This window comes from Micromonospora sp. LOL_021 (assembly GCF_048060215.1).
Classification (GTDB): Bacteria; Actinomycetota; Actinomycetes; order Mycobacteriales; family Micromonosporaceae; genus Micromonospora_E.
The window spans coordinates 23,576-43,550 of sequence record NZ_JBHMIN010000001.1 but is presented as its reverse complement, the minus strand read 5'-3'; the positions used below and the strand labels follow the sequence as shown (position 1 = coordinate 43,550).

21 protein-coding genes are annotated in these 19,975 nt (G+C 70.5%); 5 read left to right on the top strand and 16 right to left on the bottom strand.

From position 1 onward, the window contains the following. Nucleotides 1-18: 18 nt before the first annotated feature. The gene (locus ACFHWT_RS00185) at nucleotides 19-540 is read right to left on the bottom strand and encodes an NUDIX hydrolase (protein WP_416592565.1); all 522 of its coding nucleotides are present in this window, start codon (nucleotides 538-540) and stop codon (nucleotides 19-21) included. Next, complete coding sequence (lepA, locus tag ACFHWT_RS00180) at nucleotides 537-2,423, bottom strand: translation elongation factor 4 (RefSeq protein ID WP_416592564.1); 1,887 nt, start codon at nucleotides 2,421-2,423, stop codon at nucleotides 537-539. The genes ACFHWT_RS00185 and lepA overlap by 4 nt, the downstream gene beginning before the upstream one ends. 200 nt (nucleotides 2,424-2,623) lie before the next feature. Between lepA and ACFHWT_RS00175 the strand changes: the two genes are divergently transcribed. Both ACFHWT_RS00175 and rpsT read left to right on the top strand, forming a co-directional pair. Further along, nucleotides 2,624-3,640, top strand: coding sequence for a phosphotransferase family protein (locus tag ACFHWT_RS00175; RefSeq protein ID WP_416592563.1), 1,017 nt, complete (start codon nucleotides 2,624-2,626; stop codon nucleotides 3,638-3,640). 211 nt (nucleotides 3,641-3,851) lie between these two features. After that, entirely contained in the window at nucleotides 3,852-4,118 is a 267-nt protein-coding gene (gene rpsT, locus ACFHWT_RS00170) for a 30S ribosomal protein S20 (RefSeq protein ID WP_416592562.1), read from the top strand. Nucleotides 4,119-4,212: 94 nt separating this feature from the next. Here rpsT and ACFHWT_RS00165 read toward each other — a convergent pair whose 3' ends face one another. The 9 genes from ACFHWT_RS00165 to pepN form a co-directional block, all read right to left on the bottom strand. Beyond that, nucleotides 4,213-4,962, bottom strand: a complete 750-nt coding sequence (locus ACFHWT_RS00165) for a hypothetical protein (protein ID WP_416592561.1) — start codon at nucleotides 4,960-4,962, stop codon at nucleotides 4,213-4,215. Then, nucleotides 4,959-5,945, bottom strand: coding sequence for a DNA polymerase III subunit delta (gene holA / locus ACFHWT_RS00160; protein ID WP_416592560.1), 987 nt, complete (start codon nucleotides 5,943-5,945; stop codon nucleotides 4,959-4,961). Before holA ends, ACFHWT_RS00165 begins: the two co-directional genes overlap by 4 nt. 149 nt (nucleotides 5,946-6,094) lie before the next feature. Next, nucleotides 6,095-8,554, bottom strand: coding sequence for a ComEC/Rec2 family competence protein (locus ACFHWT_RS00155; RefSeq protein WP_416592559.1), 2,460 nt, complete (start codon nucleotides 8,552-8,554; stop codon nucleotides 6,095-6,097). After that, nucleotides 8,551-9,354: a helix-hairpin-helix domain-containing protein gene (locus ACFHWT_RS00150; RefSeq protein ID WP_416592558.1), complete on the bottom strand. Its 804-nt coding sequence runs from the start codon at nucleotides 9,352-9,354 to the stop codon at nucleotides 8,551-8,553. Before ACFHWT_RS00150 ends, ACFHWT_RS00155 begins: the two co-directional genes overlap by 4 nt. A 117-nt stretch (nucleotides 9,355-9,471) precedes the next feature. Beyond that, a complete protein-coding gene (locus ACFHWT_RS00145; protein WP_416592557.1) occupies nucleotides 9,472-10,332 on the bottom strand; it encodes a DegV family protein in 861 nt (286 codons plus the stop codon). Nucleotides 10,333-10,436: 104 nt separating this feature from the next. Beyond that, entirely contained in the window at nucleotides 10,437-11,066 is a 630-nt protein-coding gene (locus ACFHWT_RS00140) for a histidine phosphatase family protein (protein WP_123602987.1), read from the bottom strand. Continuing rightward, the gene (gene rsfS / locus ACFHWT_RS00135) at nucleotides 11,063-11,461 is read right to left on the bottom strand and encodes a ribosome silencing factor (protein ID WP_123602988.1); all 399 of its coding nucleotides are present in this window, start codon (nucleotides 11,459-11,461) and stop codon (nucleotides 11,063-11,065) included. Before rsfS ends, ACFHWT_RS00140 begins: the two co-directional genes overlap by 4 nt. A gap of 110 nt (nucleotides 11,462-11,571) precedes the next feature. After that, on the bottom strand, nucleotides 11,572-12,183 hold the full coding sequence (nadD, locus tag ACFHWT_RS00130; protein WP_416592556.1) for a nicotinate-nucleotide adenylyltransferase: 612 nt from the start codon (nucleotides 12,181-12,183) through the stop codon (nucleotides 11,572-11,574). A gap of 117 nt (nucleotides 12,184-12,300) precedes the next feature. Beyond that, nucleotides 12,301-14,853, bottom strand: a complete 2,553-nt coding sequence (gene pepN / locus ACFHWT_RS00125; protein ID WP_416592555.1) for an aminopeptidase N — start codon at nucleotides 14,851-14,853, stop codon at nucleotides 12,301-12,303. A 112-nt stretch (nucleotides 14,854-14,965) separates the two neighbouring features. Between pepN and ACFHWT_RS00120 the strand changes: the two genes are divergently transcribed. The 3 genes from ACFHWT_RS00120 to ACFHWT_RS00110 all read left to right on the top strand — a co-directional run bounded on the left by ACFHWT_RS00120 (nucleotide 14,966) and on the right by ACFHWT_RS00110 (nucleotide 17,189). Continuing rightward, nucleotides 14,966-15,184: a DUF397 domain-containing protein gene (locus tag ACFHWT_RS00120; RefSeq protein WP_278170686.1), complete on the top strand. Its 219-nt coding sequence runs from the start codon at nucleotides 14,966-14,968 to the stop codon at nucleotides 15,182-15,184. 426 nt (nucleotides 15,185-15,610) lie between these two features. Beyond that, nucleotides 15,611-15,892: a helix-turn-helix domain-containing protein gene (locus ACFHWT_RS00115; RefSeq protein WP_416592554.1), complete on the top strand. Its 282-nt coding sequence runs from the start codon at nucleotides 15,611-15,613 to the stop codon at nucleotides 15,890-15,892. Next, on the top strand, nucleotides 15,870-17,189 hold the full coding sequence (locus ACFHWT_RS00110) for a type II toxin-antitoxin system HipA family toxin (protein ID WP_416592553.1): 1,320 nt from the start codon (nucleotides 15,870-15,872) through the stop codon (nucleotides 17,187-17,189). The genes ACFHWT_RS00115 and ACFHWT_RS00110 overlap by 23 nt, the downstream gene beginning before the upstream one ends. Nucleotides 17,190-17,196: 7 nt before the next feature. On the opposite strand, the gene ACFHWT_RS00105 is transcribed toward ACFHWT_RS00110, so the two are convergent. From ACFHWT_RS00105 to ACFHWT_RS00085, 5 genes are all read right to left on the bottom strand, one after another. Then, complete coding sequence (locus ACFHWT_RS00105; protein ID WP_416592552.1) at nucleotides 17,197-18,207, bottom strand: NAD(P)-dependent alcohol dehydrogenase; 1,011 nt, start codon at nucleotides 18,205-18,207, stop codon at nucleotides 17,197-17,199. 26 nt (nucleotides 18,208-18,233) lie between these two features. Next, a complete protein-coding gene (locus ACFHWT_RS00100) occupies nucleotides 18,234-18,461 on the bottom strand; it encodes a helix-turn-helix transcriptional regulator (protein ID WP_416592551.1) in 228 nt (75 codons plus the stop codon). Nucleotides 18,462-18,464: 3 nt separating this feature from the next. After that, entirely contained in the window at nucleotides 18,465-18,884 is a 420-nt protein-coding gene (locus ACFHWT_RS00095; RefSeq protein WP_416592550.1) for a hypothetical protein, read from the bottom strand. Between the two features lie 121 nt (nucleotides 18,885-19,005). Further along, a complete protein-coding gene (locus ACFHWT_RS00090; protein ID WP_416592549.1) occupies nucleotides 19,006-19,410 on the bottom strand; it encodes a hypothetical protein in 405 nt (134 codons plus the stop codon). A 74-nt stretch (nucleotides 19,411-19,484) separates the two neighbouring features. Next, on the bottom strand, nucleotides 19,485-19,946 hold the full coding sequence (locus ACFHWT_RS00085; RefSeq protein WP_416592548.1) for a GNAT family N-acetyltransferase: 462 nt from the start codon (nucleotides 19,944-19,946) through the stop codon (nucleotides 19,485-19,487). Between the last annotated feature and the right edge of the window lie 29 nt (nucleotides 19,947-19,975).

Here is a 19,975-nt window from a genome sequence, read left to right as displayed (position 1 = left end):
GCCGGACGAGCAACCGCGTCAACGTCCGAAGGATGCCGCCACGTCCCGTACCGCCGCGTCCATCGTCGCGAAGGCCAACGGCGGCGGCTCGGCAAGGGCGAACCAACCGCACTCGGTGGCCTCGGCCGAGTCGAGTCGGACCCGGTCGCTGACCAGGGTGGCCAGGTAGAAGCACTCCAGCACGCTCAACGTCTCGTCCTGGAACTCGTACTCACCCAGATAGAGGCCGACCAGCGCACCGAGCTCGACCTCGACGCCCAACTCCTCCCGGCACTCGCGCAGCGCCGCCGAACGGGGATGTTCCGCCCCGTCACAGAACCCGCCAGGGGTCTCCCAGTGACCGGCCCGGGGCGGCTTGGCCCGTCGGATGGCCAGGAACCGGGTCCGGGCCGGGTCGGTCACCACCACGTTGACGGTCGGCCGGGAATTCTGGAACAGCTGGTAGTCGCAGCCACCGCAGCGCACCGGCGGCGGACCGGGAAGCCCGGCCCCGCACCGCGGGCAGTACGCCGCGCTCGGGCCGTACCCACGGGGGATCACCGCTTGCCGCCGGACTTCCCGTCCGAGCCACCGCCGTCCGAGGTGGACAGGGCCGCGATGAACGCCTCCTGCGGCACCTCCACCCGGCCGACCATCTTCATCCGCTTCTTGCCCTCTTTCTGCTTCTCCAGCAGCTTGCGCTTACGGCTGATGTCGCCGCCATAGCACTTGGCCAGCACGTCCTTGCGGATCGCCCGGATCGTCTCCCGGGCGATCACCCGGCTGCCGATCGCCGCCTGGATCGGCACCTCGAACTGCTGGCGCGGAATGAGATTGCGCAGCTTGGCGGCGATCGTGGTGCCGTAACTGTACGCCTTGTCCTTGTGCACGATCGCACTGAACGCGTCCACCGGCTCGCCATGCAGCAGGATGTCCACCTTGACCAGGTCCGACGGCTGCTCGCCGGAGGGCTCGTAGTCCAGCGAGGCGTAGCCCTTGGTGCGGCTCTTCAGCTGGTCGAAGAAGTCGAAGATGATCTCGGCGAGCGGCAACGTGTAGCGCAGCTCCACCCGGTCGGCGGAAAGGTAGTCCATGCCCTGCAACGAGCCGCGCCGCCCCTGGCACAGCTCCATCACCGCGCCGACGTAGTCGTTCGGGGTCAGTACGGTGGCCCGGACCACCGGCTCGTGCACCTCGGCGATCTTGCCGGTCGGGTACTCGCTCGGGTTGGTGACGGTCGCCGTCTCGCCGTCCTCCATCACCACCCGGTAGACCACGTTCGGGGCGGTCGAGATCAGATCGAGGTTGAACTCCCGCTCCAGCCGCTCCCGGATGATCTCCAGGTGCAGCAGGCCAAGGAAGCCGCAGCGGAACCCGAAACCGAGCGCACCGGACGTCTCCGGCTCGTAGGTCAACGCCGCGTCGTTGAGCTTCAGCTTGTCCAGCGCCTCGCGCAGCGCGGGGTAGTCGGAACCGTCGATCGGATACAGCCCGGAGTACACCATCGGCCGCGGATCCTTGTAGCCGCCGAGCGGCTCACTCGCCGGACGACCGTTGATGGTGACGGTGTCCCCCACCCGGGACTGCCGGACGTCCTTTACCCCGGTGATCAGGTAACCGACCTCGCCGACACCTAGCCCGGTCGCCTTGATCATCTCGGGTGAGATTACCCCGATCTCCAGCAGCTCGTGGGTCGCGCCGGTGGACATCATCTTGATCCGGTCCCGGGCCTCGATTCGCCCGTCGATCACCCGGACGTAGGTCACCACCCCCCGGTAGACGTCGTACACCGAGTCGAAGATCATCGCCCGCGCCGGTGCCGCCGCGTCACCAACCGGCGGGGTGAACTGGCGGACGATCTCATCGAGCAGGTACGGAACACCTTCCCCGGTCTTGCCGGAGACCCGGATGCAGTCGGCCGGATCACCGCCGATCAGATGCGCCAGCTCCTCGGCGTACTTCTCCGGCTGCGCCGCCGGCAGGTCGATCTTGTTGAGCACCGGGATGATGTGCAGGTCGTTCTCCAACGCCAGGTAGAGATTGGCCAGCGTCTGGGCTTCGATCCCCTGCGCCGCGTCGACCAGCAGCACCGCGCCCTCGCATGCGGCGAGTGAGCGGGACACCTCGTAGGTGAAGTCGACGTGCCCCGGGGTATCGATCATGTTGAGCACGGCCGACTCGCCCTGGCGTTCACCGGCGCGGATCGTCCAGGGCATCCGTACCGCCTGGCTCTTGATCGTGATGCCGCGTTCCCGTTCGATGTCCATCCGGTCCAGGTACTGGGCCCGCATCTGGCGCGGGTCGACCACCTCGGTGAGCTGGAGCATCCGGTCGGCGAGGGTCGACTTTCCGTGGTCGATGTGCGCGATGATGCAGAAGTTCCGGATGCTGCCGGGTTCGGTGGCGCCGGGGGCGTTCACGCCGGAATCGGGCGTCGGAGGCACGGTGGTCCGTTCTGCTGGGCTGGAGTCCGTCGTCTCAGCCGGCGTCGCCGGCCGCCACCTATGTTCCCACGCCCCGATCGTCGGGGTGGTCATGCCCACCACCGGGCCGCCACCTAGCGCGGCTGCCAACGCCGGATGCCGGCCGGGTGCCGCTGCCGGGGTTCGTGGCGGCGGCGCGGCAGGATGGAGGGGTGGCTACAGTGCGGTTGCCCGCTATCCAGTACGACGCGACATCGGTTCGACCCGCCTGGGCGGACCTCCCACCTGATCTGCGCGCGGCGATCTGCGGTCGGCTCGGCAGCCCGGTGACCTGGGCGACCAGCGCCGGCGGCGGCTTCACCCGGGGCTTCGCCGCGACGCTGACCACCTCCGCCGGCGAGCGGGTGTTCGTCAAGGCCGCGTCGCTGGTCGAGCAGCGACACCTCAGCGACTGGTACGCCCGCGAGGCGGCACTGACGGCCGAACTCCCGGCCCAGGTGGCGGCGGCCAGGCCGCGGTGGACACTCACCACCGCCGGCTACTTCGTACTCTGTCTCGACGCGGTCGACGGTCGGATGCCGGCGCTGCCCTGGGCTCCGGCCGAGCTCGACGCGGCCCTGGCCAGCTGGGCGGGCGCGGCCCGCGCCCTACGCCGGCCGCCGGCCGGGCTGGTCAACATCGGTCTACCCCGGCTGGCCGACCTGGCCAGCGCCGACCTGGCCTGGTGGCAGGAAATCGCCGCCGGCCGGGAACCCATGCCGGTGTTCGGCGCCGACGCCGACGGCGACGGGCTGCTCCGTCGGCACCTGCCGGAGCTGGCGTCGCTGGAGGCGGACCTGCCCCACCTGGTGTCCGACGACGCGGTGATGCACGGCGACCTGCGCCTCGACAACCTGCTGATCGACCGGACCGGAATGGCGTGGATCTGCGACTGGACCTGGGTGTGTCACGGTCCCGCCTGGTTCGACACGGCCAGCCTGCTGGTCACCGCGTACGCCAGTGGTCTCGACGCGGACACGCTGTTCGCCCGGCACCCGACCGCGGCCGACGCGCCGCCCGGCGGGCTGGACGCGGCGCTGGCGGCGCTCTCCGGCTACTGGCTGACTCGGGCGTCCGCCGGACCCACCGGTGCCTCCCCGCACGTCCGCGCCCACCAGCGGTTCAGCGGAGAGACGGCGCTGGCCTGGCTGGCCGCCCGGCGCGGCTGGCCCGGCCCGTTTTGGCCGGCGCACCGGTGAACTGGTAACCTTGTCCTTCGCGCGTGGCGACACGCGCCGCCAGCATGCATCCTGGTTGTCGGGCCCGGCCATCCGTCGGACTCCCGGTACCTGTCCGGACCGGCCACTGCGCCGGACCCGGTCACCAGGATGACTCGGGCGGCCGTGTGCGCCGCAGGCGGATTGTCATTTTGGTCGTTTCGATTTCGGATGAGCAGGGCGAGGCTGTCGCGTGGCGAACATCAAGTCCCAGATCAAGCGCAACCGGCAGAACGAGAAGCGTCGGCTGCGGAACAAGTCGGTCAAGTCGGCGCTGAAGACCGCCGTCCGCAAGTTCAACGAGGCCAACGCGAACGGCGACAACGAGCAGGCCGTGGCGCTGATGCGGGAGGCCAGCCGCAAGCTCGACAAGGCCGTCAGCAAGGGCGTGATCCACAAGAACCAGGCGGCGAACCGCAAGTCCGCGATCGCCAAGCGCCTGCAGTCGATCGGCTCCTGACGAGCCCGCAGCCACGGACCAGCCGACCCGCGAGGTCGGCTGGTCCGTGTCGGGGACCGTTGCCGCCAGCCGGCCCCAACCCAGCTGAGCCTCCTCAGTCCCGACCCAACTGGTTCACGTCACTCGGGTACCGGTGGCGCTCGCTGGCCTGACCGGTGTGAAGCACGTCCAGCAGCACTGTCGGCGCGGCAAGCGCGGCAGCGGTAGCGGTCGCAGGGCTGGCCGGGACGGTCTGCAGAATGACCGTCGGAGCCGCGAGGGCCGCACAGGTCGCCGCAGTCGCATTCGCTGCGGTCGCCGTCGACGCAGTAGCCGTCGCTGCGGTCGCCTCGACGTGGGCACCGCCGATCCGCCGGATCTGAATACCGGGACCGGTCTGGACGCCAGTGCCGGTCTGGATGCCGTGGCCGGTGCCACCCGCCGGAAACGCCAGTCCGGTCCGGGTTCCGATCACCGGCCGTACGGGCTGCCCGACCGCGGGGACCACCTCCCGACGGAACATCTCCCGTTCCCGCTCGGGGACCAGCTCCGCTGACCGCTCGACCGCACCGGCGACCAAGTCGTTGATCTTCACCATGACGGCCACCGCGACCGGCAGGACCAGCGTGCCCCACCAGGGGATCAGTTCCGCCAGGGCGAGCAGCCCACCCAGTACGAAGCTGCCTTCGAAGAAGGCCAGACAGGTCAACCCGCTGGGCTGCACGTACCGGAGCCGCAGCGCCCGGGCGTAGACCGGTTGGAACTCATCCTCGACGGCATCCTGCTCGTCGGCCGGGTCCCGATGGGCACGGGGATCCCGAGGATCCCCATGGTCACGTGGATCCCGATGGTCACGACCACTCAACGCTGATCACCACCGCTGCGGCGGGCCTGCGCGACCGCGACGACGGCCCGCTCCAGTGCGTAGTCCCGGTCGTCCGACCCGCCCTTGACATCGGCGTTGCACCGCGCCGCCGCATGCATGGCATCGACCAGACCTTCCGCGCTCCAGCCCCGGCTCTGCCGTTGCGCACGCTCGATCTTCCACGCGGGCATACCGAGACTGCTCGCCAACTGGTACGGGCTCCCCCGGCCGGCGGACGCGACCCGGGCCACGGTACGGATGCCGTCGGCGAGCGCATCGGCGATCGGCACCGGATCGACCCCGACGTGCAGGGCCCAGCGCAGGGCTTCCAGGGCTCCCGGCACGTCGCCGATGATCGCCGCGTCGGCCACGGTGAATCCGCTCACTTCGGCACGCCCCCGGTAGTACCGGGCAACGGTCGCCGCGTCGACCCGGCCACCCGTGTCGGCCAGCAGTTGGGCGCAGGCTGCGGACAGCTCCCGCAGGTCGTTGCCGACAGCGGCGAGTAGCGCCTCGGCGGCGGCGTCGGTGCACCGGCCGCCGGCGCGACGGAACTCGTCGCGGACGAAGGCGACCCGATCCCGGTGCCCCTTGAGCTTGGTTGCCGGCACCACGGTCGCCCCGGCCGACCGCAGCCCGTCGGCGAAGGCCTTCCCTTTGGCACCGCCCGCGTGGGTGACCAGCAGCGTCACGTCCGGATCGGGTTGCTTCGCGTATCCGAGCAACGCGGCGGTCAGGTCCTTGCGGGCGTCCTGGCCACTGCGCAGGACGAGCAGTCGCCGACCGCCGAACAGGGACGGGCTGAGCATCTCGGCGACCTCGCCGGCACTGACCGCGCCCGCCTCGTACTCCCGTACGTCGGCGTCGGGATCGGTGGCCCGGGCAGCCTGGACGGCTTCCGTCACAGCCCGGGTGACCAGTAGTTCCTCGTCACCGAGCACGAGTACCACGGCGGGCGGGGCGGCAGTTTTCACGCCCGCCATAGTCGCACGGGTCGTAGCACCGAGATCAACCCCCAATTTTTCGCTGAGTAGTTGTTCGATCACGCTCCGATAATAGGGACATTTGTCGGCGAGCTGTCACGAACGACACCGGAACACTGCGTTGACTGCGGTGTTCCGTCCCACCCGGATCAGCCGGTACGGGAGTCAACGTCAGCTCTCTGGTGAGAAACTGCGAGTCCGCCGTCACGCCGTACCACCGCTAGATCGCCGTCTACATCGGTCCGCAACACCCGCGCTCCCCGCGCCGACAACCGGGCGAGCACTCCCGGATCCGGATGCCCGTACCGGTTGTCGGCACCGACCGGAACCACCGCTACCCTGGGTGCGACCGCGTCCAGGAAGCCGACGTCCTGGAATGCCGACCCGTGGTGGGCGACCTTGAGCACGTCCGCCCGCAGCCCAGCCGCCCCGAGCCGGTCCAGCAACGCTCCCTGCGAGTCGTGCTCGGCGTCACCGGTCAGCAGGATCCGAACACCGTCCACGACGGCCAGCAACATCAGAGAGTTGTTGTTCGGATCGGACCTGGTCCCGATGAACGGCTCGGTCGGACCGAGCACCGTCAACTCGACCGGGCCACGACGGTAGCTCCAGCCGGGCGGAACCGGCCCGACCGCGACGCCTCGGGCCGCCGCCGCCAACTGCACCGCGTCCCGGCCGGCAGCTGGCTCCGGCCACGCGGTGGTCGCCACCGCTGAGACCAGACGATGCCGCAGGACACCGTCGACGCCAGCAACATGGTCGGCGTGGAAATGACTGATCACCAACAGTGGCACCCGGCTGATGCCGAGACGACGCAGGCACCGGTCGGCCGCAGCCGGGTCCGGGCCGGCGTCGACGACCACAGCGGACCGGGCACCGGCGGGTAGCACGACCACGTCCCCTTGGCCCACCGCACAGACCGCGACCACCCAGCCATCCGGTGGCCAGCCCGACGCGGCGAGCCGCACCGGCAGGGCCCCGACCACGGCTCCGACCGCCACCACCGCCAGCAATCGACGGGTGAACCCGTGGCGGGCCAGGACCAGCACGACGACCGTCGACGCGGCGAGGGAGAGCGCACCGAACGCCCCGTCCGGCCACGGCAGCGACCCTGCGGGAACCCGCGCCCCGTACCGGGCCACCGTCACCAGCCACCAGGCCGGCCAGTGGCCGAGCCAGGCCAGCAGTTCGGCACCGCCCGGCCAGATCGGTGAGACGACGGCGGTCGCCACCCCGAGCACCGTCGCCGGGGCGATCGCCGGTACCACGAGCAGGTTGGCGGGGACCGCGACCAGGCTGATCAGCCCGGACAGGCCGGCGACGACCGGGGTGCAGGCCAGCTGTGCCGCCGCCGGGATCGCCAACGCGTCCGCCAGCGGAGCGGGAACGCCACGGGCCACCATCGCGTCCCGCCAGCCGGGTGCGAGCAGCAGCAGACCACCGGTCGCCAGTACGGACAGGGCGAACCCCGCGTCCGCAGCCAGCTCCGGATCGACCACGACCAGAACGGCCACGGTCGCGCCGAGCGCCGGCAACGCCGCCCGCTGACGTCCGGTCGCCAGCGCGAGCAGCCCGACCGCACCCATCACCCCGGCCCGTACCACACTGGGCGAGGGACGGGCCAGGATCACGAAGCCGACCAGCGCCACGGCGCACGCAACCGCCGTCAGGCCGGGGCCGGCCCGGCACCAGCGCATCCCGAGCAGGACGAACCCAACGACGACCGCGACGTTGGAACCACTCACCGCGACGAGATGGGTCAGCCCGGTGGCCCGGAAGTCCTCCTCCACTGCAGGATCCAGCCGGCTGGTGTCGCCGACGACGAGACCGGGCAACAGGCCACCGGGCTGGTCGGGCAGCGGCTCGCAGGCGCGCTGCAGGCCCGACCGCAGAACACCGGCGGCCCGCTGCGCCCAGCTCGAGGACCCGACCGGCGTCGGATCCTCTCCGGTGGACAGCACGGCCGCGGTCAGATCACCACCGCGCGGTGGCGCCAACCGGCCGGCGACCCGCACCCGCTGCCCGGGCAGCAGCCCGTCCCAGGCGTTGCTGGTGCCGAGGACGAGCAACCGCACCGGACCGACCAGTCGGCCGGCGACTCCGTCGTCGGGCCCGGCTGCCGGCGAGCCGGACAGGCCGGCCAGCCGGACCGGCACCAGCCACAGCGGCGGTCCCGCCACCGCCGACCTGACCCGTCGAGGGTCGTCGCGGATCACCAGCTCCGCGGTGACCGCCGCCCGGTCGTCGACCAGTGCCGCGAGCGGCCCGGCGTCACGCGCCGCCACCCGCGCGCCGGCAGCGGCGGCACCGCAGACGACCCCGAGCACCACCGCCATGGCCAGCCAGCCGTACGCGTGGATCCACCTGGTCAGCCGGGGCAGATCGGGGTCGTTGCCGGGCGGCCCGGCAGCCCGGCTGCGGCCGGTGCCCGTACCTCTGGTCAGGTAGACGCCGAGCAGGCCGACCAGCGTCACACCACCGATGACCAGCACCACCGCCAGTACGGCCGTGCCGCACACCACAGCGAAGGCAGCCAGCCAGCAGGCCACCGCGAACCCGGCCAGCCGCAGATCCGGCGGCCCAACCGGGTCGCCGTCGGACGCCTTCACACCGTCACCAGCTCACGCAGTTGGTCGAACCGCGCGTCGCCGATACCGCTGACCTTGCGCAGATCGTTGACGGACGCGAACCCGCCCACCCGCTCGCGATGGTCGATGATCCGCTGGGCGAGCACCGGGCCGACCCCCGGCAGCGTCTCCAACTGCTGCTGGCTGGCAGCGTTCAGGTCGACCTTGCCGGGCTCGCCTGGCAGGCCGCCGGCCGGGGCAGGCCCGGTCACGGCTCCCGGTGGAGGGGTGACCCCGACCACGACGAGCTCGCCGTCCTGGACCGGGCGGGCCAGGTTGAGCCAGGCGATGTCGGTGTCGGGCAGTGCGCCACCGGCCGCTTCCAGGGCATCGGCCACCCGGGCACCGGCCGGCAGGGTCACCAGACCTGGCCGGTGGACCCGACCGGTCACCGCGACGATCAGCTGTGTCGGTTCGCCGGTGCCGGTCGTCCCGGGTCCTGCGGCAGCGGGGCGGCCCTCAGGACTCGGGCCGCCGGCCGCGGCCGGCACCGGGGCGGTCTGGGCCGGGGTGCCGTCGGCGGACGGCACCGGCTCGACCCGGGGGCGCGCCCGCCAGGCGAGCAGCGCGGCGACGGCGACCACCACGACAGCCACGGCGGCGAGTGCCCGTACCCCGCGCCGACCGGGGTCGAAGGCGGGCAGCCGGGCGGTCGCCCCGGAGAAGGCCGGGTCATCGAGGTCGCGGTCGGACGGACGGTCGGGGTCTACCGGCGCCAGCAGGCCGCCACCAGCGTGGGTCAGCCGGGTCAGCCGCCGCTGGACGGGGTCGTCGTCGATCACGTGCAGAAGCTAGGCCGCCGGCCAGTACGGCGAACCTGGCTGCGGGCCAGGCTGTGGACGACCAGCAGGTTGTGGACAATGCCCCGTACCGGGCCCGGATCTGCTATGGGCCGGCGGTCAGGAGCCCGCCCGCCGGTGCACCACGACCGAAAGCAGACCGGGGCCGGCGTGTGCGGTGACCACCGCCCCGATCTGCGCCACGTGGACGTCCTGGAGCCGGTCGCCCAGCCGAGAGGTCAGTTCCGCGCACAGGGCGGCGGCCCGGTCCGGATCGTCGAGGTGGTGCACGGCGACGTCGACCCGCGACGCGTCGCCGGCCGCGAGACAGGCAAGGTCGACCAGCTTGGCCAGGGCACGGGCGGCGGTACGCACCTTGTCGCGCAGCACGATGTGACCGTCCTGCACGTGCAGGATCGGCTTGACCGCCAGTGCCGTACCGAGCAGCGCGGACGCTGCCGTGATCCGACCGCCGCGACGCAGATGCTCCAACGTGTCGACGTAGAAGAAGGTCCGGGTGCGGGCCGCCGCGGCGCTCGCGGCGGCCCTGACCTCGGCCAGATCACCCCCGGTGGCCGCCACCGTCGCCGCGGTGAGTGCCGGAAAGCCCAGCCCCATGCCGGTCGAGCCGCTGTCCACCACCGCGACCCGGTCCGGGCCGGTCTGCCGGGCGGCCAGTTCGGCGGCGGTGACTGTGCCGGACAGCCCGGCCGACAGGTGTACCGACACGACCCCGGAGCTACCGGCGCCCAGCAGTCGCCGGTACGTCTCGGCGAACTGCTCGGGCGCGGGTCGCGAGGTGCTGACCGTCGACCGCCGCACGGTCAACGCATGGGCCACCTCGGTCGGGGTCAGATCGCGGCCTTCCCGGCGTTCGACGCCGTCGACCAGCACGGTCAGCGGCACCACCGTGAGGTGGTGCCGCTGCGCCAGATCGGCCGGCAGGTAGGCGGTGGAGTCGGTCACGACCGCGACGGACATGCCGGCACGCTAGCTGATCATCGGCGATCGTGCCCGGTCAGGCCACCTGTCGGGCCAGGCGGCTGTCGGATCAAGCTGGCGATCGAGTCAGACCGGCTGTCGGGTCAGACCGGGGCGGGGATGTCCCGGGTGCTGCTCACTCCAACGTTGTGTGCCCGCAGTTGCCAGCCACGCGACTCGTCGTACCGCAGCTCGGTCCAGTGGCAGTTCTGCAGCGGCGCGACGGTACGCAGCACCGCCGTGCCCCAGCCGAGCAGATGGCCACAGCCCTGCCGGGCCGCCCCGCCGTGGGTGGCGACCACCACGGTCCCGCCCGGCGTCGCGTCAGCCGCGTCCTGCAACGCCTCCCCGACCCGTTTACCAAGGTCGTCGAGGCTCTCCACGGCACAGCCGGGCGACGGATCACCGGCCCGCCAGCGGGCGTGCTCGGCGGGGAACCGTTCGGCGATGGTCGGCATGGTGAGCCCTTGCCAGAGCCCGTACTGCCGCTCCCGCAACCGGGGATCGGAACGGACCGGAAGACCGGTGAGTGCCGCCAGAGCCGCTGCGGTGTCGGCGGCCCGCTGCAGGTCGCTGGCGACGATCGCGTCCGGTCGTAGCGCCGCGATCAGCGGCGCGGCGGCGGTGGCCTGGGCCCGGCCAAGGTCGTTGAGCGCGGTGTCGGTCTGGCCCTGCACCCGGTCGGCGGCGTTCCAGTCGGTGTTACCGTGCCGCCAGACGATCAACCGGGTCACTCGGTGGCCCCGGCTTCGGCCTCGACCAGGTCGCGGTCGACGAACGGGATGACCGGACAGTCCTTCCACAGCCGGTCGAGGGCGTAGAACTCGCGTTCCTCGGTGTGCTGGACGTGCACCACGATGTCGTTGAAGTCGAGCAGCACCCACCGGCCGGCCCGGTCGCCTTCACGCCGGATCGGCTTGGCCTTGTCCGGCAGCCGGACCAGGCTCTCCTCGATGGCGTCGACCACGGCCAGCACCTGGCGCTCGTTGGGCGCCGAGGCGAGCACGAAGGCGTCGGTGATCGCCATCCGGTCGGCCACGTCGATGACGACGATGTCCTGCGCCTTCTTGTCGGCGGCGGCCTGGGCGGCCGTCAGGGCCAGCTCCCGCGCGCGCTCTGAGGCGCTCATCGGATCACCTCGACAACACTCCTTCAGCTAGACAGCTTCGCTGCTCTAGCCTCTCACACTCGACGAGCCAGGAAATCTGGATATAACGCCCATAATATGACACCGAGGGGTTATTCCCCCGAAGATTCCGTCTCGTACAGCCGACGTTTGGCGATGTACTGCACCACCCCGTCCGGCACGAGATACCACAGCGGTTTGCCGGCAGCCACCCGCGCCCGGCACTCGGTCGACGAGATCGCCATCGCCGGCACCTCGACCAGGGACACCGTGTCGGCTGGCAGGTGCGCGTCGGACAGCTCGAACCCCGGCCGGGTCACCCCGATGAAGTGGGCCAACTCGAACATGGCATCCGTGTCCTTCCAGGACAGGATCTTCTCCAGGGCATCCGCGCCGGTGATGAAGAACAGCTGCGTCTTCGGCCCGTACACCGAGTGCAGGTCGCGCAACGTGTCGACGGTGTACGTCGGGCCGGGCCGGTCGATGTCCGCCCGGCTCACCTGGAACGTCGGGTTCGACGCGGTCGCGATCACGGTCATCAGGTACCGGTCCTCGGCCGGGGTGACCGTCAGCCCGGCCTTTTCCCACGGATCCCCGGTCGGTACGAAGACCACCTCGTCGAGCGCGAAACGCTCGGCCACCTCACTCGCCGCGACCAGGTGGCCCTGGTGGATCGGATCGAAGGTGCCGCCCATGATGCCGACCCGACGGATGCCATCGTCCATCGACGAATCGTATGCCGATGATCTACCCAGCCGGGCTGCCGCGTGGCGTAGGCAACACTATCGGGTGCCTGCTCCCGCTTTGTACCTGCGGCCACCTCTGCCTACAACGATCCCCGCCTACGCCGGTCCGGCTTCGGCTCCGGCTGGGTACCGACGTCGAGCGGTCAATGCCCGGTCCAGTTCATCGGTCCCGTCGGTGGCCACCCGGCGCAGCCCGGCGGTCAGATCGTCGCGGGCGAGCATCGCGGTCGCCGCCGCCCGGGTCCGCTCGCTCACCGCGAACTGCGGAAAGGCCGACTCCGCCACCCGGTCGGCGAGCCATGCCGGGCGCCGCCGGGCCGCCGCCGGCATGTCGGCGAAGTACCGGTCGACGTAGGGTGCCGTCAGCTCGGTCTGTTCCGGCTGCCAGAACCCTTCGGCGTACGCCTCGACAAGACGGTTGGACAAGCTGGTGTCGGTGACGATCGCCTGCCAGGCACGCTCCTTGCCAGCCAGGTCCGGCAGCGCCGCACGGCACTTCGTGGCCCACTGTTCACCGGCCGCGCTGCGGTCGCGGCCGGCCTCGTCGTCGATCTCGGTCGCGCCGACGCCGCCGCACGCCGCCAGCCGGTAGAGCAGCAACCAGCGCAGATCGGCGTCGACCGTCAACCCGGCCGGCACCGCCCACCCTGTCAGCCACCCCCGCAACCAGTCCACGTCCCCGCTGGCGGCGATCGCCCCCCGAGCGGCGGCCAACTGGACCGACGTGCCGGGCCCGGCCGCGGCCAGCAGCTGGGTGCAGGCAGCACCGAGCCGGGACCGCAGCATCGGACGGTCCACCGGATGCGCGTACCGGTCGATCACCGACCGGCTCAGCCGCAGCACGTCCTCGACGACCACCACCACGGTCTCGGCCGGCAGGGCCAACTCGATCAGCGCCGCCAACTCGGCCACCGGCTGCTGCGCGTCACGTACCGCGTCCAGGGTCGCCGTCCACGACACCGCCCGGGCCAACGGATCGGTCATCCCGGACAGCATCGCCGGCAGCGCGGCCGCCGACGCCGAGTCGAACCGCACCTTGGCGTACGTGAGGTCACCGTCATTGACCAGCAGCAGGTCGGCCGCCGGCTCACCGACCAGCGCCGGTACCAGGGTCCGTCCGCCGTCGACGTCCGGGGCCAGGTCCACCGCCAGCCGGTGCCGCCGCACCGACATTCGCCGGTCCCCGGTCGCGGCGGCGTCGAACAACCCCAGTCCGATCCGGTGCGGACGCAGCACCGGATGGCGCTGCGGTGCGGTCTGCACCAGGGCCACCTCCCGGTAGCGACCGGTCTCGTCGACGACCGTCTCGGCCCGGATCGTGTTCACCTGCGCCTGCCGCAGCCACCGCGTCGCCCAGCCGGACAGGTCGCGGCCACTCGCCTCGGTCAACGCGTCGAACAGGTCGACCAGCGTGGCGTTGCCGAACCGGTGGGCGGCGAAATGTGCCCGCAGCCCGGCCAGGAACGGCTCGTCGCCCAGCCAGGCCACCAACTGGCGCAGCACCGACGCACCCTTGGCGTACGAGATGCCGTCGAAGTTGAGCAACGCCCGCTCGGCGTCAACGACCTCCTCCGGCGCCACCGGATGGGTCGACGGGCGCTGATCCGCGGCGTACCCCCAGGATTTGTAGCGGATGCCGAAAGTCGTCCAGGCGTCGGTGAACCGGGTCACCTCGGCGGTCACCCGTACCCCGAGGTACTCGGCGAACGACTCGTTGAGCCACAGGTCGTCCCACCACCGCATGGTCACCAGGTCGCCGAACCACATGTGGGCCATCTCGTGGGCGATGGTGGTGGCCCGCCGCTCGCGTTCGCTGTCGGTGACCGCCGACCGGAAGATGTGGTCGTCGCGGAAGGTCACCAGGCCCGGGTTCTCCATCGCGCCGGCGTTGAATTCGGGCACGAACGCCTGACCGTAGCCGCCGAACGGGTACCGGACGTCGAACAGCTCGTGGAACCGGTCCAGGCACTGCCGGGTGATCGTGAAGATTTCCTCGGCGTCGGCGTCCAGGTACGGCGCGAGCGAACGCCGGCAGTACAGCGCCAGTGGGACGCCGTCGTGCTCGGCGTGGCGGGCGTGGTACGGCCCGGCGATCAGGGTCACGAAGTACGTCGCCAGCGGCGCCGTCGGTGCGAACTCCCACCGCCCGTCCACTGGCGCGCCGACCTGCTGGCCGTTGCCGGCCACCGTCCACTGCGGCGGCGCGGTGACCCCTAGCCGTACCGGTGCCTTCAGGTCGGGCTGGTCGAAGCAGGCGAAGATGCGCGGTGCGTCGTCCAGGAACGACATAGCGTAGAGGTACGTCTCACCATCGGCCGGGTCGACGAAGCGGTGCAGCCCTTGCCCCGAGTTGGAGTACGCCATCCGCGCCTCGACGGTCAGCGTGTTGCGCCCGGCGAGCCCGGTCAGCGGCACCCGGTTGTCGTCGAGACCCGCCGGATCGAGGTCGACGTCGTTGAGCCGTACCCGGGTCAGTTTCGCCGCAGCGACCTCGACGAAGGTCGCTGCTCCCGGCGCGGCCCGGAACTCGATCACGCTGGTCGAGCCGAACTCGGTGTCACCGATGGTCAGGTCGAGGTCGATCGTGTACGACTCGACGGTGATCGTCGCGGCGCGCTCGGCCGCCTCGGCGCGGGTCAGGCTCGGCATCCGACCATCCTGCCGCACATGCCGGAGGCGGCGGGCGTTAGCCTGTGCCGGTAACCGGGCGTGTACCGCCCGACATGTCCCGCGCGTGTTTCCAGTATCGAAGGAGTCGACGATGGCGCAGCACCCCAAGGGCGATTTCGACCTGTCGCGGGCGGTGTGGCAGCGGGCCGAGGGCGACGCGTCGGAGGGCGCGGTCGAGATCGCGTTCGTCGACGACTTGATCGGGATGCGCAACTCGGCCGAGCCGGACGGCCCGATCCTGGTCTTCACCCAGGCCGAGTGGGACGCGTTCGTCGCGGGCGCCCAGGACGGCGAGTTCGACCTGGACTGACTCGGCGGCCGCGGCGACCCGGGCCAGCACGACCTGATTACTCGGCTAGCCGGAGGTGCGTGACAGTGGACCACACAGGGCTGGTCAAGGCTCAGGCGCGGTCGGCGTTCCTCGACGCACTCCCCGCACACCACCGCTGACCTGCAGTGTCGGCCAACACGTGGGAGCAGGACGAAACCCTGCACGCCGGTAGCGCCACGCACTACGCCACCGGCCGGATGCCGTACCCGCCGATCCTCGCTGACGCGTCCGCAGGGCGCTCGGTCTCGACGGCCGGGGTCGGCTGCCTGCTGACCCAGCCACCCACCCGCCGTGCACGTACGCGCACAACTCAAGGAATGAGCACGTACGTGCACAGCAGAAATTATGAGCACGAACGCGCACAACAGCTAACCTGGGTACGTACGCGCACACGATCGGAACAGGATGCGAATCAGCGACGCGCGAGACCTCGGGCTCTTCGTCCGCCAGAGCCGACAAGACAAGGGCTGGACGCAGGCCCATCTTGCCCAGCGAGCGGGGGTGAGTCGACGGTGGCTTTCCGACCTGGAGGCGGGAAAGACGTCAGCCGAGGTCGGCCTAGCCCTGCGGACCCTGAGCGCGCTGGGTGCCACCGTGAACGTGTCGTTCCCTCCTCCCGGCGCAAACGGCATCGACCTGGATGAGCTGTTGAAGGACTTTGAGGGTGGCCGTGGCCGAGCAGACTGAGACGAGTGCCGTAACGACGTTGACAGCGGTCATGGCCGGCTCCGTGGTCGGGGTGATCACCCAACAGCGCGATGGCCGGTTCATGTTCTCGTACGAGAACGACTGGCAGGCCAGGCAGGATGCCACACCGATATCCCTGTCGATGCCGCTGGCGCATCGTACCCACGATGATCCAGCGGTGCGGACGATGATGTGGGGACTGTTACCGGACAACGAGCGGGTGCTGGAGCGTTGGGCACGTGACTACCAGGTCTCGGCCGGCAATCCGTTCGCCCTTCTTCGACACGTCGGCGAGGACTGCGCTGGCGCGGCCCAACTCGTCACCCAGGATCGCGTGCAGGCGGCCGTCGACGGTGATGGCGGCGTCCATTGGCTGACAGCTGACGACCTGGAGCTTCGACTCCGCACACTCAGAAACGACCCGACATCGTGGCACATCAACAACAGTGGACAATTCAGTCTTGCCGGCGCCCAGGCCAAGACAGCGCTGTATCTCGACGAGGCGAGCCAACGGTGGGGCGAGCCCTGGGGCGCCGTTCCGACCACACACATTCTCAAGCCAGCGGTGACCGGCCTGGACGAGCACGACCTGAACGAGCATCTCTGCCTGGCGGCCGCTGGGCTTGCCGGGCTGTCGACTGCCCGGTCGAACATCGTCAGTTTCAGCGGCGAACGAGCGATTGCCGTCGAACGGTACGACCGCAGGTACAGCCATGGAGCGTTGCACCGGATCCACCAGGAAGACACGTGCCAGGCACTCGCGATAGCGCCGATGCGGAAGTACCAGAACGAAGGCGGGCCGTCACCCGAGCAGATCATCGAGCTACTTCGGCGAGAAGTCAGACCGGCAGGGGTCGCCGCCGAACATATTTCCCGATTCGTCGATGCCCTGGCGTTCAACTGGATCATCGCTGGCACCGATGCGCACGCGAAGAACTACTCTCTCCTACTTGCCGGGTCGCAGGTGCGGCTGGCGCCGCTCTACGACGTGGCCAGCGCGCTACCTTACGACGACATGTATCTGCCGAAACTGCGAATGGCGATGCGGATCGGTGGTGAATACCGGGTCGACGCTGTCCGGGGTCGTCACTGGCGTCGGTTCGCCGAACAGAACGGGCTCGACGCACAGGAAGTACTGGCGCAGGTGGACGCTCTGGCAGCCCGTACCCCGGATTGTTTCGCGGCTGCCGCCGACGACGACGCGGTCCGCTCGCTCGGCAGCACACTGCCAGTCCGCCTGGTCCAGCGAGTGTCCAGTCGCGCGGCGCGTTGCCGCCAAGTGCTAACCGATGTGTGACCGGCGGTCAGTCGGCGCAGCGCAGTACGGCCTGACCGCGTACTTCGCCAGCGGTGACGTAGCGGATCGCCTCGGCCGCCTGCGCCAGCGGGAACGTCCGGTCCAGCACCGGTCGGACCACTCCTGACTCGATCATCCCGGTGATGGTGACCAGGTCGTCGCGACTGTCGGAGTGGATCACCGGCCGGGTACGGAGCCGGCGTAGCGGTGCGAGCGCCATGCCGCGCAGCCACCGGTCGGTGCCCATGAACCACCGGCCGCCGGTGCCGCCGACGTAGACGACGGCGCCGCCGGGGACCAGCACCCGGGCAACCTCGGCCAGCGACGGATTGCCGTACAGGTCGATCAGCACGTCGAAGCGGCGGCCAAGGTGGCGCAGCGGTGTGCTGGTGTAGTCGACGACCTCGTCGGCGCCGAGCCCGGCGACCAGGTCCATTTTGCTGGTCCGGCACATGCCGGTGACGTACGCGCCGTACGCCTTCGCGAACTGGACCGCGTAGGTCCCGACGCCGCCGGACGCCCCGGTGATCAGCACCCGACGGGCCGGTCCGTCGGCGGGCTGTGCGCCCCCGGTGTCGGCAGCCAGCAGACCGGCTCCGTCGCGGACCGCCTGCAGGGCGGTGAACGCGGCGATCGGCACCGCCGCCGCCTGCTCCAGGGTGAGGTTGGCCGGGATCGGCGCCAACTGTTTCTCCGGCACGGCGGCGTACTCGGCGAAGGTGCCGGCGGCCCAGCCGTACACCTCGTCGCCCGGTCGCAGGGTGCTCACCGCCGCGCCGGCTTCGACGACGGTGCCGGACAGGTCGTAGCCGGGGATCCGGGACCTCGGCCGACGCCAGCCGGTGATCGGCCGGGCAACGTACGGCAGTCCTCGGGCGAGGTGCCAGTCGGTGCCGCTGACCGGCGCGGCGTGTACGCGGACCAGCACGTCGCGCTCACCGGGCACTGGCCGGTCGACGTCGCGCAGGACCATCACCTTCTCCGGTGGGCCGTACGCATCCTGGGTGATCACTCTCATCGTCGTTCCTTCCGGATCGAGGGGTATCACGTCGGCTCGTCGCCGGCGTACTGGAACACGTCGTCGAGCGGAACCCGGAAGACCCGGGCGATCTGGAACGCCATCTCCAACGACGGCGAGTACTTCCCCTGCTCGATGGCGATGACGGTCTGTCGGGTGACACCGAGCCGGTTGGCCAGCTCGGCCTGGGTCATCTCGCCGTTGGCGAAGCGCAGGGCCCGGATCGAGTTGGTCACCCTGGTCGGTCTGCCCACGCGTCACCACCCCCGGCGGTACGCGACGATCTTGACAATCGCGCCGATGGAGGTGGACACCACGAACACCGCGTAGATGGCGTTGGCGATCCAGAAGTGGTCGAGCTCGGCCAGGGTCAGCCCGAGCGGCAGCACCATCCCGACCGAGAGGACCAGCCCGGAGACGTAGTCGCCCCGGCGGTTGATGTCCTTGTCGCGGACGTCGATCTGGTACGTCTCGCTCGGCACCGCGATCTCGACCATGATCCTCAGGACCATCGCCGCGACGATGGCGATGCCGAGCGCCCAGAGCATCGTCGACACGTACGGTGCCTCGGTCACCGGCCCGCCGTCAGCGCGGCGCACGACGGCGACGACGTAGCCCGCGTACGTACCCAGGGTGGTCACCAGGAACGCCCAGGTGCCCTTCTCCTCGTACGACATGGCATGCTCCTGATGTAAAGAAAGTTTGACATCGCCAAGGTAAAGGAGACCAGACACAATGTCAATAATCTTTGACACGGCCGGAACCGGAGCGCACCCGGGAGAGCCGGACGGACCAGGGCTACAGCGCGTCGTCGAGCAGGATCCGCCGCTGGTCGGTCGGCGTCACCAGGTGTACGCCGAGCAGCCGCACGCCGGCCTGCCCGCACACCTGGTACGCGGTGTGGAACCAGAGCCGGTCCGGGTCGCTGACCGCGCTCGACCCGGACCGGGTGAGCACCACCAGCATCGAGCCGTCACCCGCCCGCTCCGCGAGCGCGTGGGCGAAGATCCCGACCGCCTGGGCGCAGTCGTCCGGGTCGAGCCGCGCCGGCAGATCGTCGACCGGGCAGTGGACCTGGACGCGGTCCTGCTCGTCACAGAGAACGAACCGCACCCCGCGCCGCCCCCGCTCCCACCGCTCGATGGCGGCGGCGAGATGAGCATCGATAGCCTCGGGACTGTCCAGAACCGGCGAATCGCTCATGACCCGACATCGTCCACCATTCGCCCGGGTTCGGCCACCCCGTCCGCCTCGCCGGGCATCATGAGCCAGGACGGTCAGGCTGCGGCGACCGGAACCCGCTTCTCGAAGCAGACGCTGTACGGATTACCGACGTACTCGCCGTAGACCGGGATCCGGGCGTAGCCCGCCGAGGCGTACAGGTGCAGTGCCACCGGCAGGTAGCTGCCGGTCTCCAGCCGGAAGACGGTGTGGCCGGCCGCGTACGCCGACTCCTCCAAGGCGGTCAGCAGGTGCCGCGCGATCCCCCGGCCCCGGTAGGCCGGCCGTACGTACATTCGTTTGATCTCGGCGGTCTGCGCGTCCAACGCCTGGACGGCGCCGCAGGCGACCGCCCGCCCGTCCAGCACACACACCAGGTACCGGGCGTCGTCGTGCACCGGGTACCCGACCGGGTCGACCGGTCGGCCGGCACGTTCCGCCTCAGCCAGCTCGCGCTGCTGGGTCATGATCAGGGCGGCGACCTCCGGGTCGGTAGGCGAACGGCGCTCGATCAACACTCAGTCACGATAGACAAAGCGCATTTCCC

Coding starts and splice junctions, on each gene's coding strand:
- holA (WP_416592560.1), bottom strand. CDS start 5,945: ATGGCGGGCGTGAAAACTGCCGCCCCGCCCGCCGTGGTACTCGTGCTC.
- ACFHWT_RS00115 (WP_416592554.1), top strand. CDS start 15,611: ATGCGAATCAGCGACGCGCGAGACCTCGGGCTCTTCGTCCGCCAGAGC.
- ACFHWT_RS00145 (WP_416592557.1), bottom strand. CDS start 10,332: ATGTCCGTCGCGGTCGTGACCGACTCCACCGCCTACCTGCCGGCCGAT.
- nadD (WP_416592556.1), bottom strand. CDS start 12,183: ATGGACGATGGCATCCGTCGGGTCGGCATCATGGGCGGCACCTTCGAT.
- ACFHWT_RS00095 (WP_416592550.1), bottom strand. CDS start 18,884: ATGTCGTACGAGGAGAAGGGCACCTGGGCGTTCCTGGTGACCACCCTG.
- ACFHWT_RS00120 (WP_278170686.1), top strand. CDS start 14,966: ATGGCGCAGCACCCCAAGGGCGATTTCGACCTGTCGCGGGCGGTGTGG.
- pepN (WP_416592555.1), bottom strand. CDS start 14,853: ATGCCGAGCCTGACCCGCGCCGAGGCGGCCGAGCGCGCCGCGACGATC.
- ACFHWT_RS00105 (WP_416592552.1), bottom strand. CDS start 18,207: ATGAGAGTGATCACCCAGGATGCGTACGGCCCACCGGAGAAGGTGATG.
- ACFHWT_RS00090 (WP_416592549.1), bottom strand. CDS start 19,410: ATGAGCGATTCGCCGGTTCTGGACAGTCCCGAGGCTATCGATGCTCAT.
- rsfS (WP_123602988.1), bottom strand. CDS start 11,461: ATGAGCGCCTCAGAGCGCGCGCGGGAGCTGGCCCTGACGGCCGCCCAG.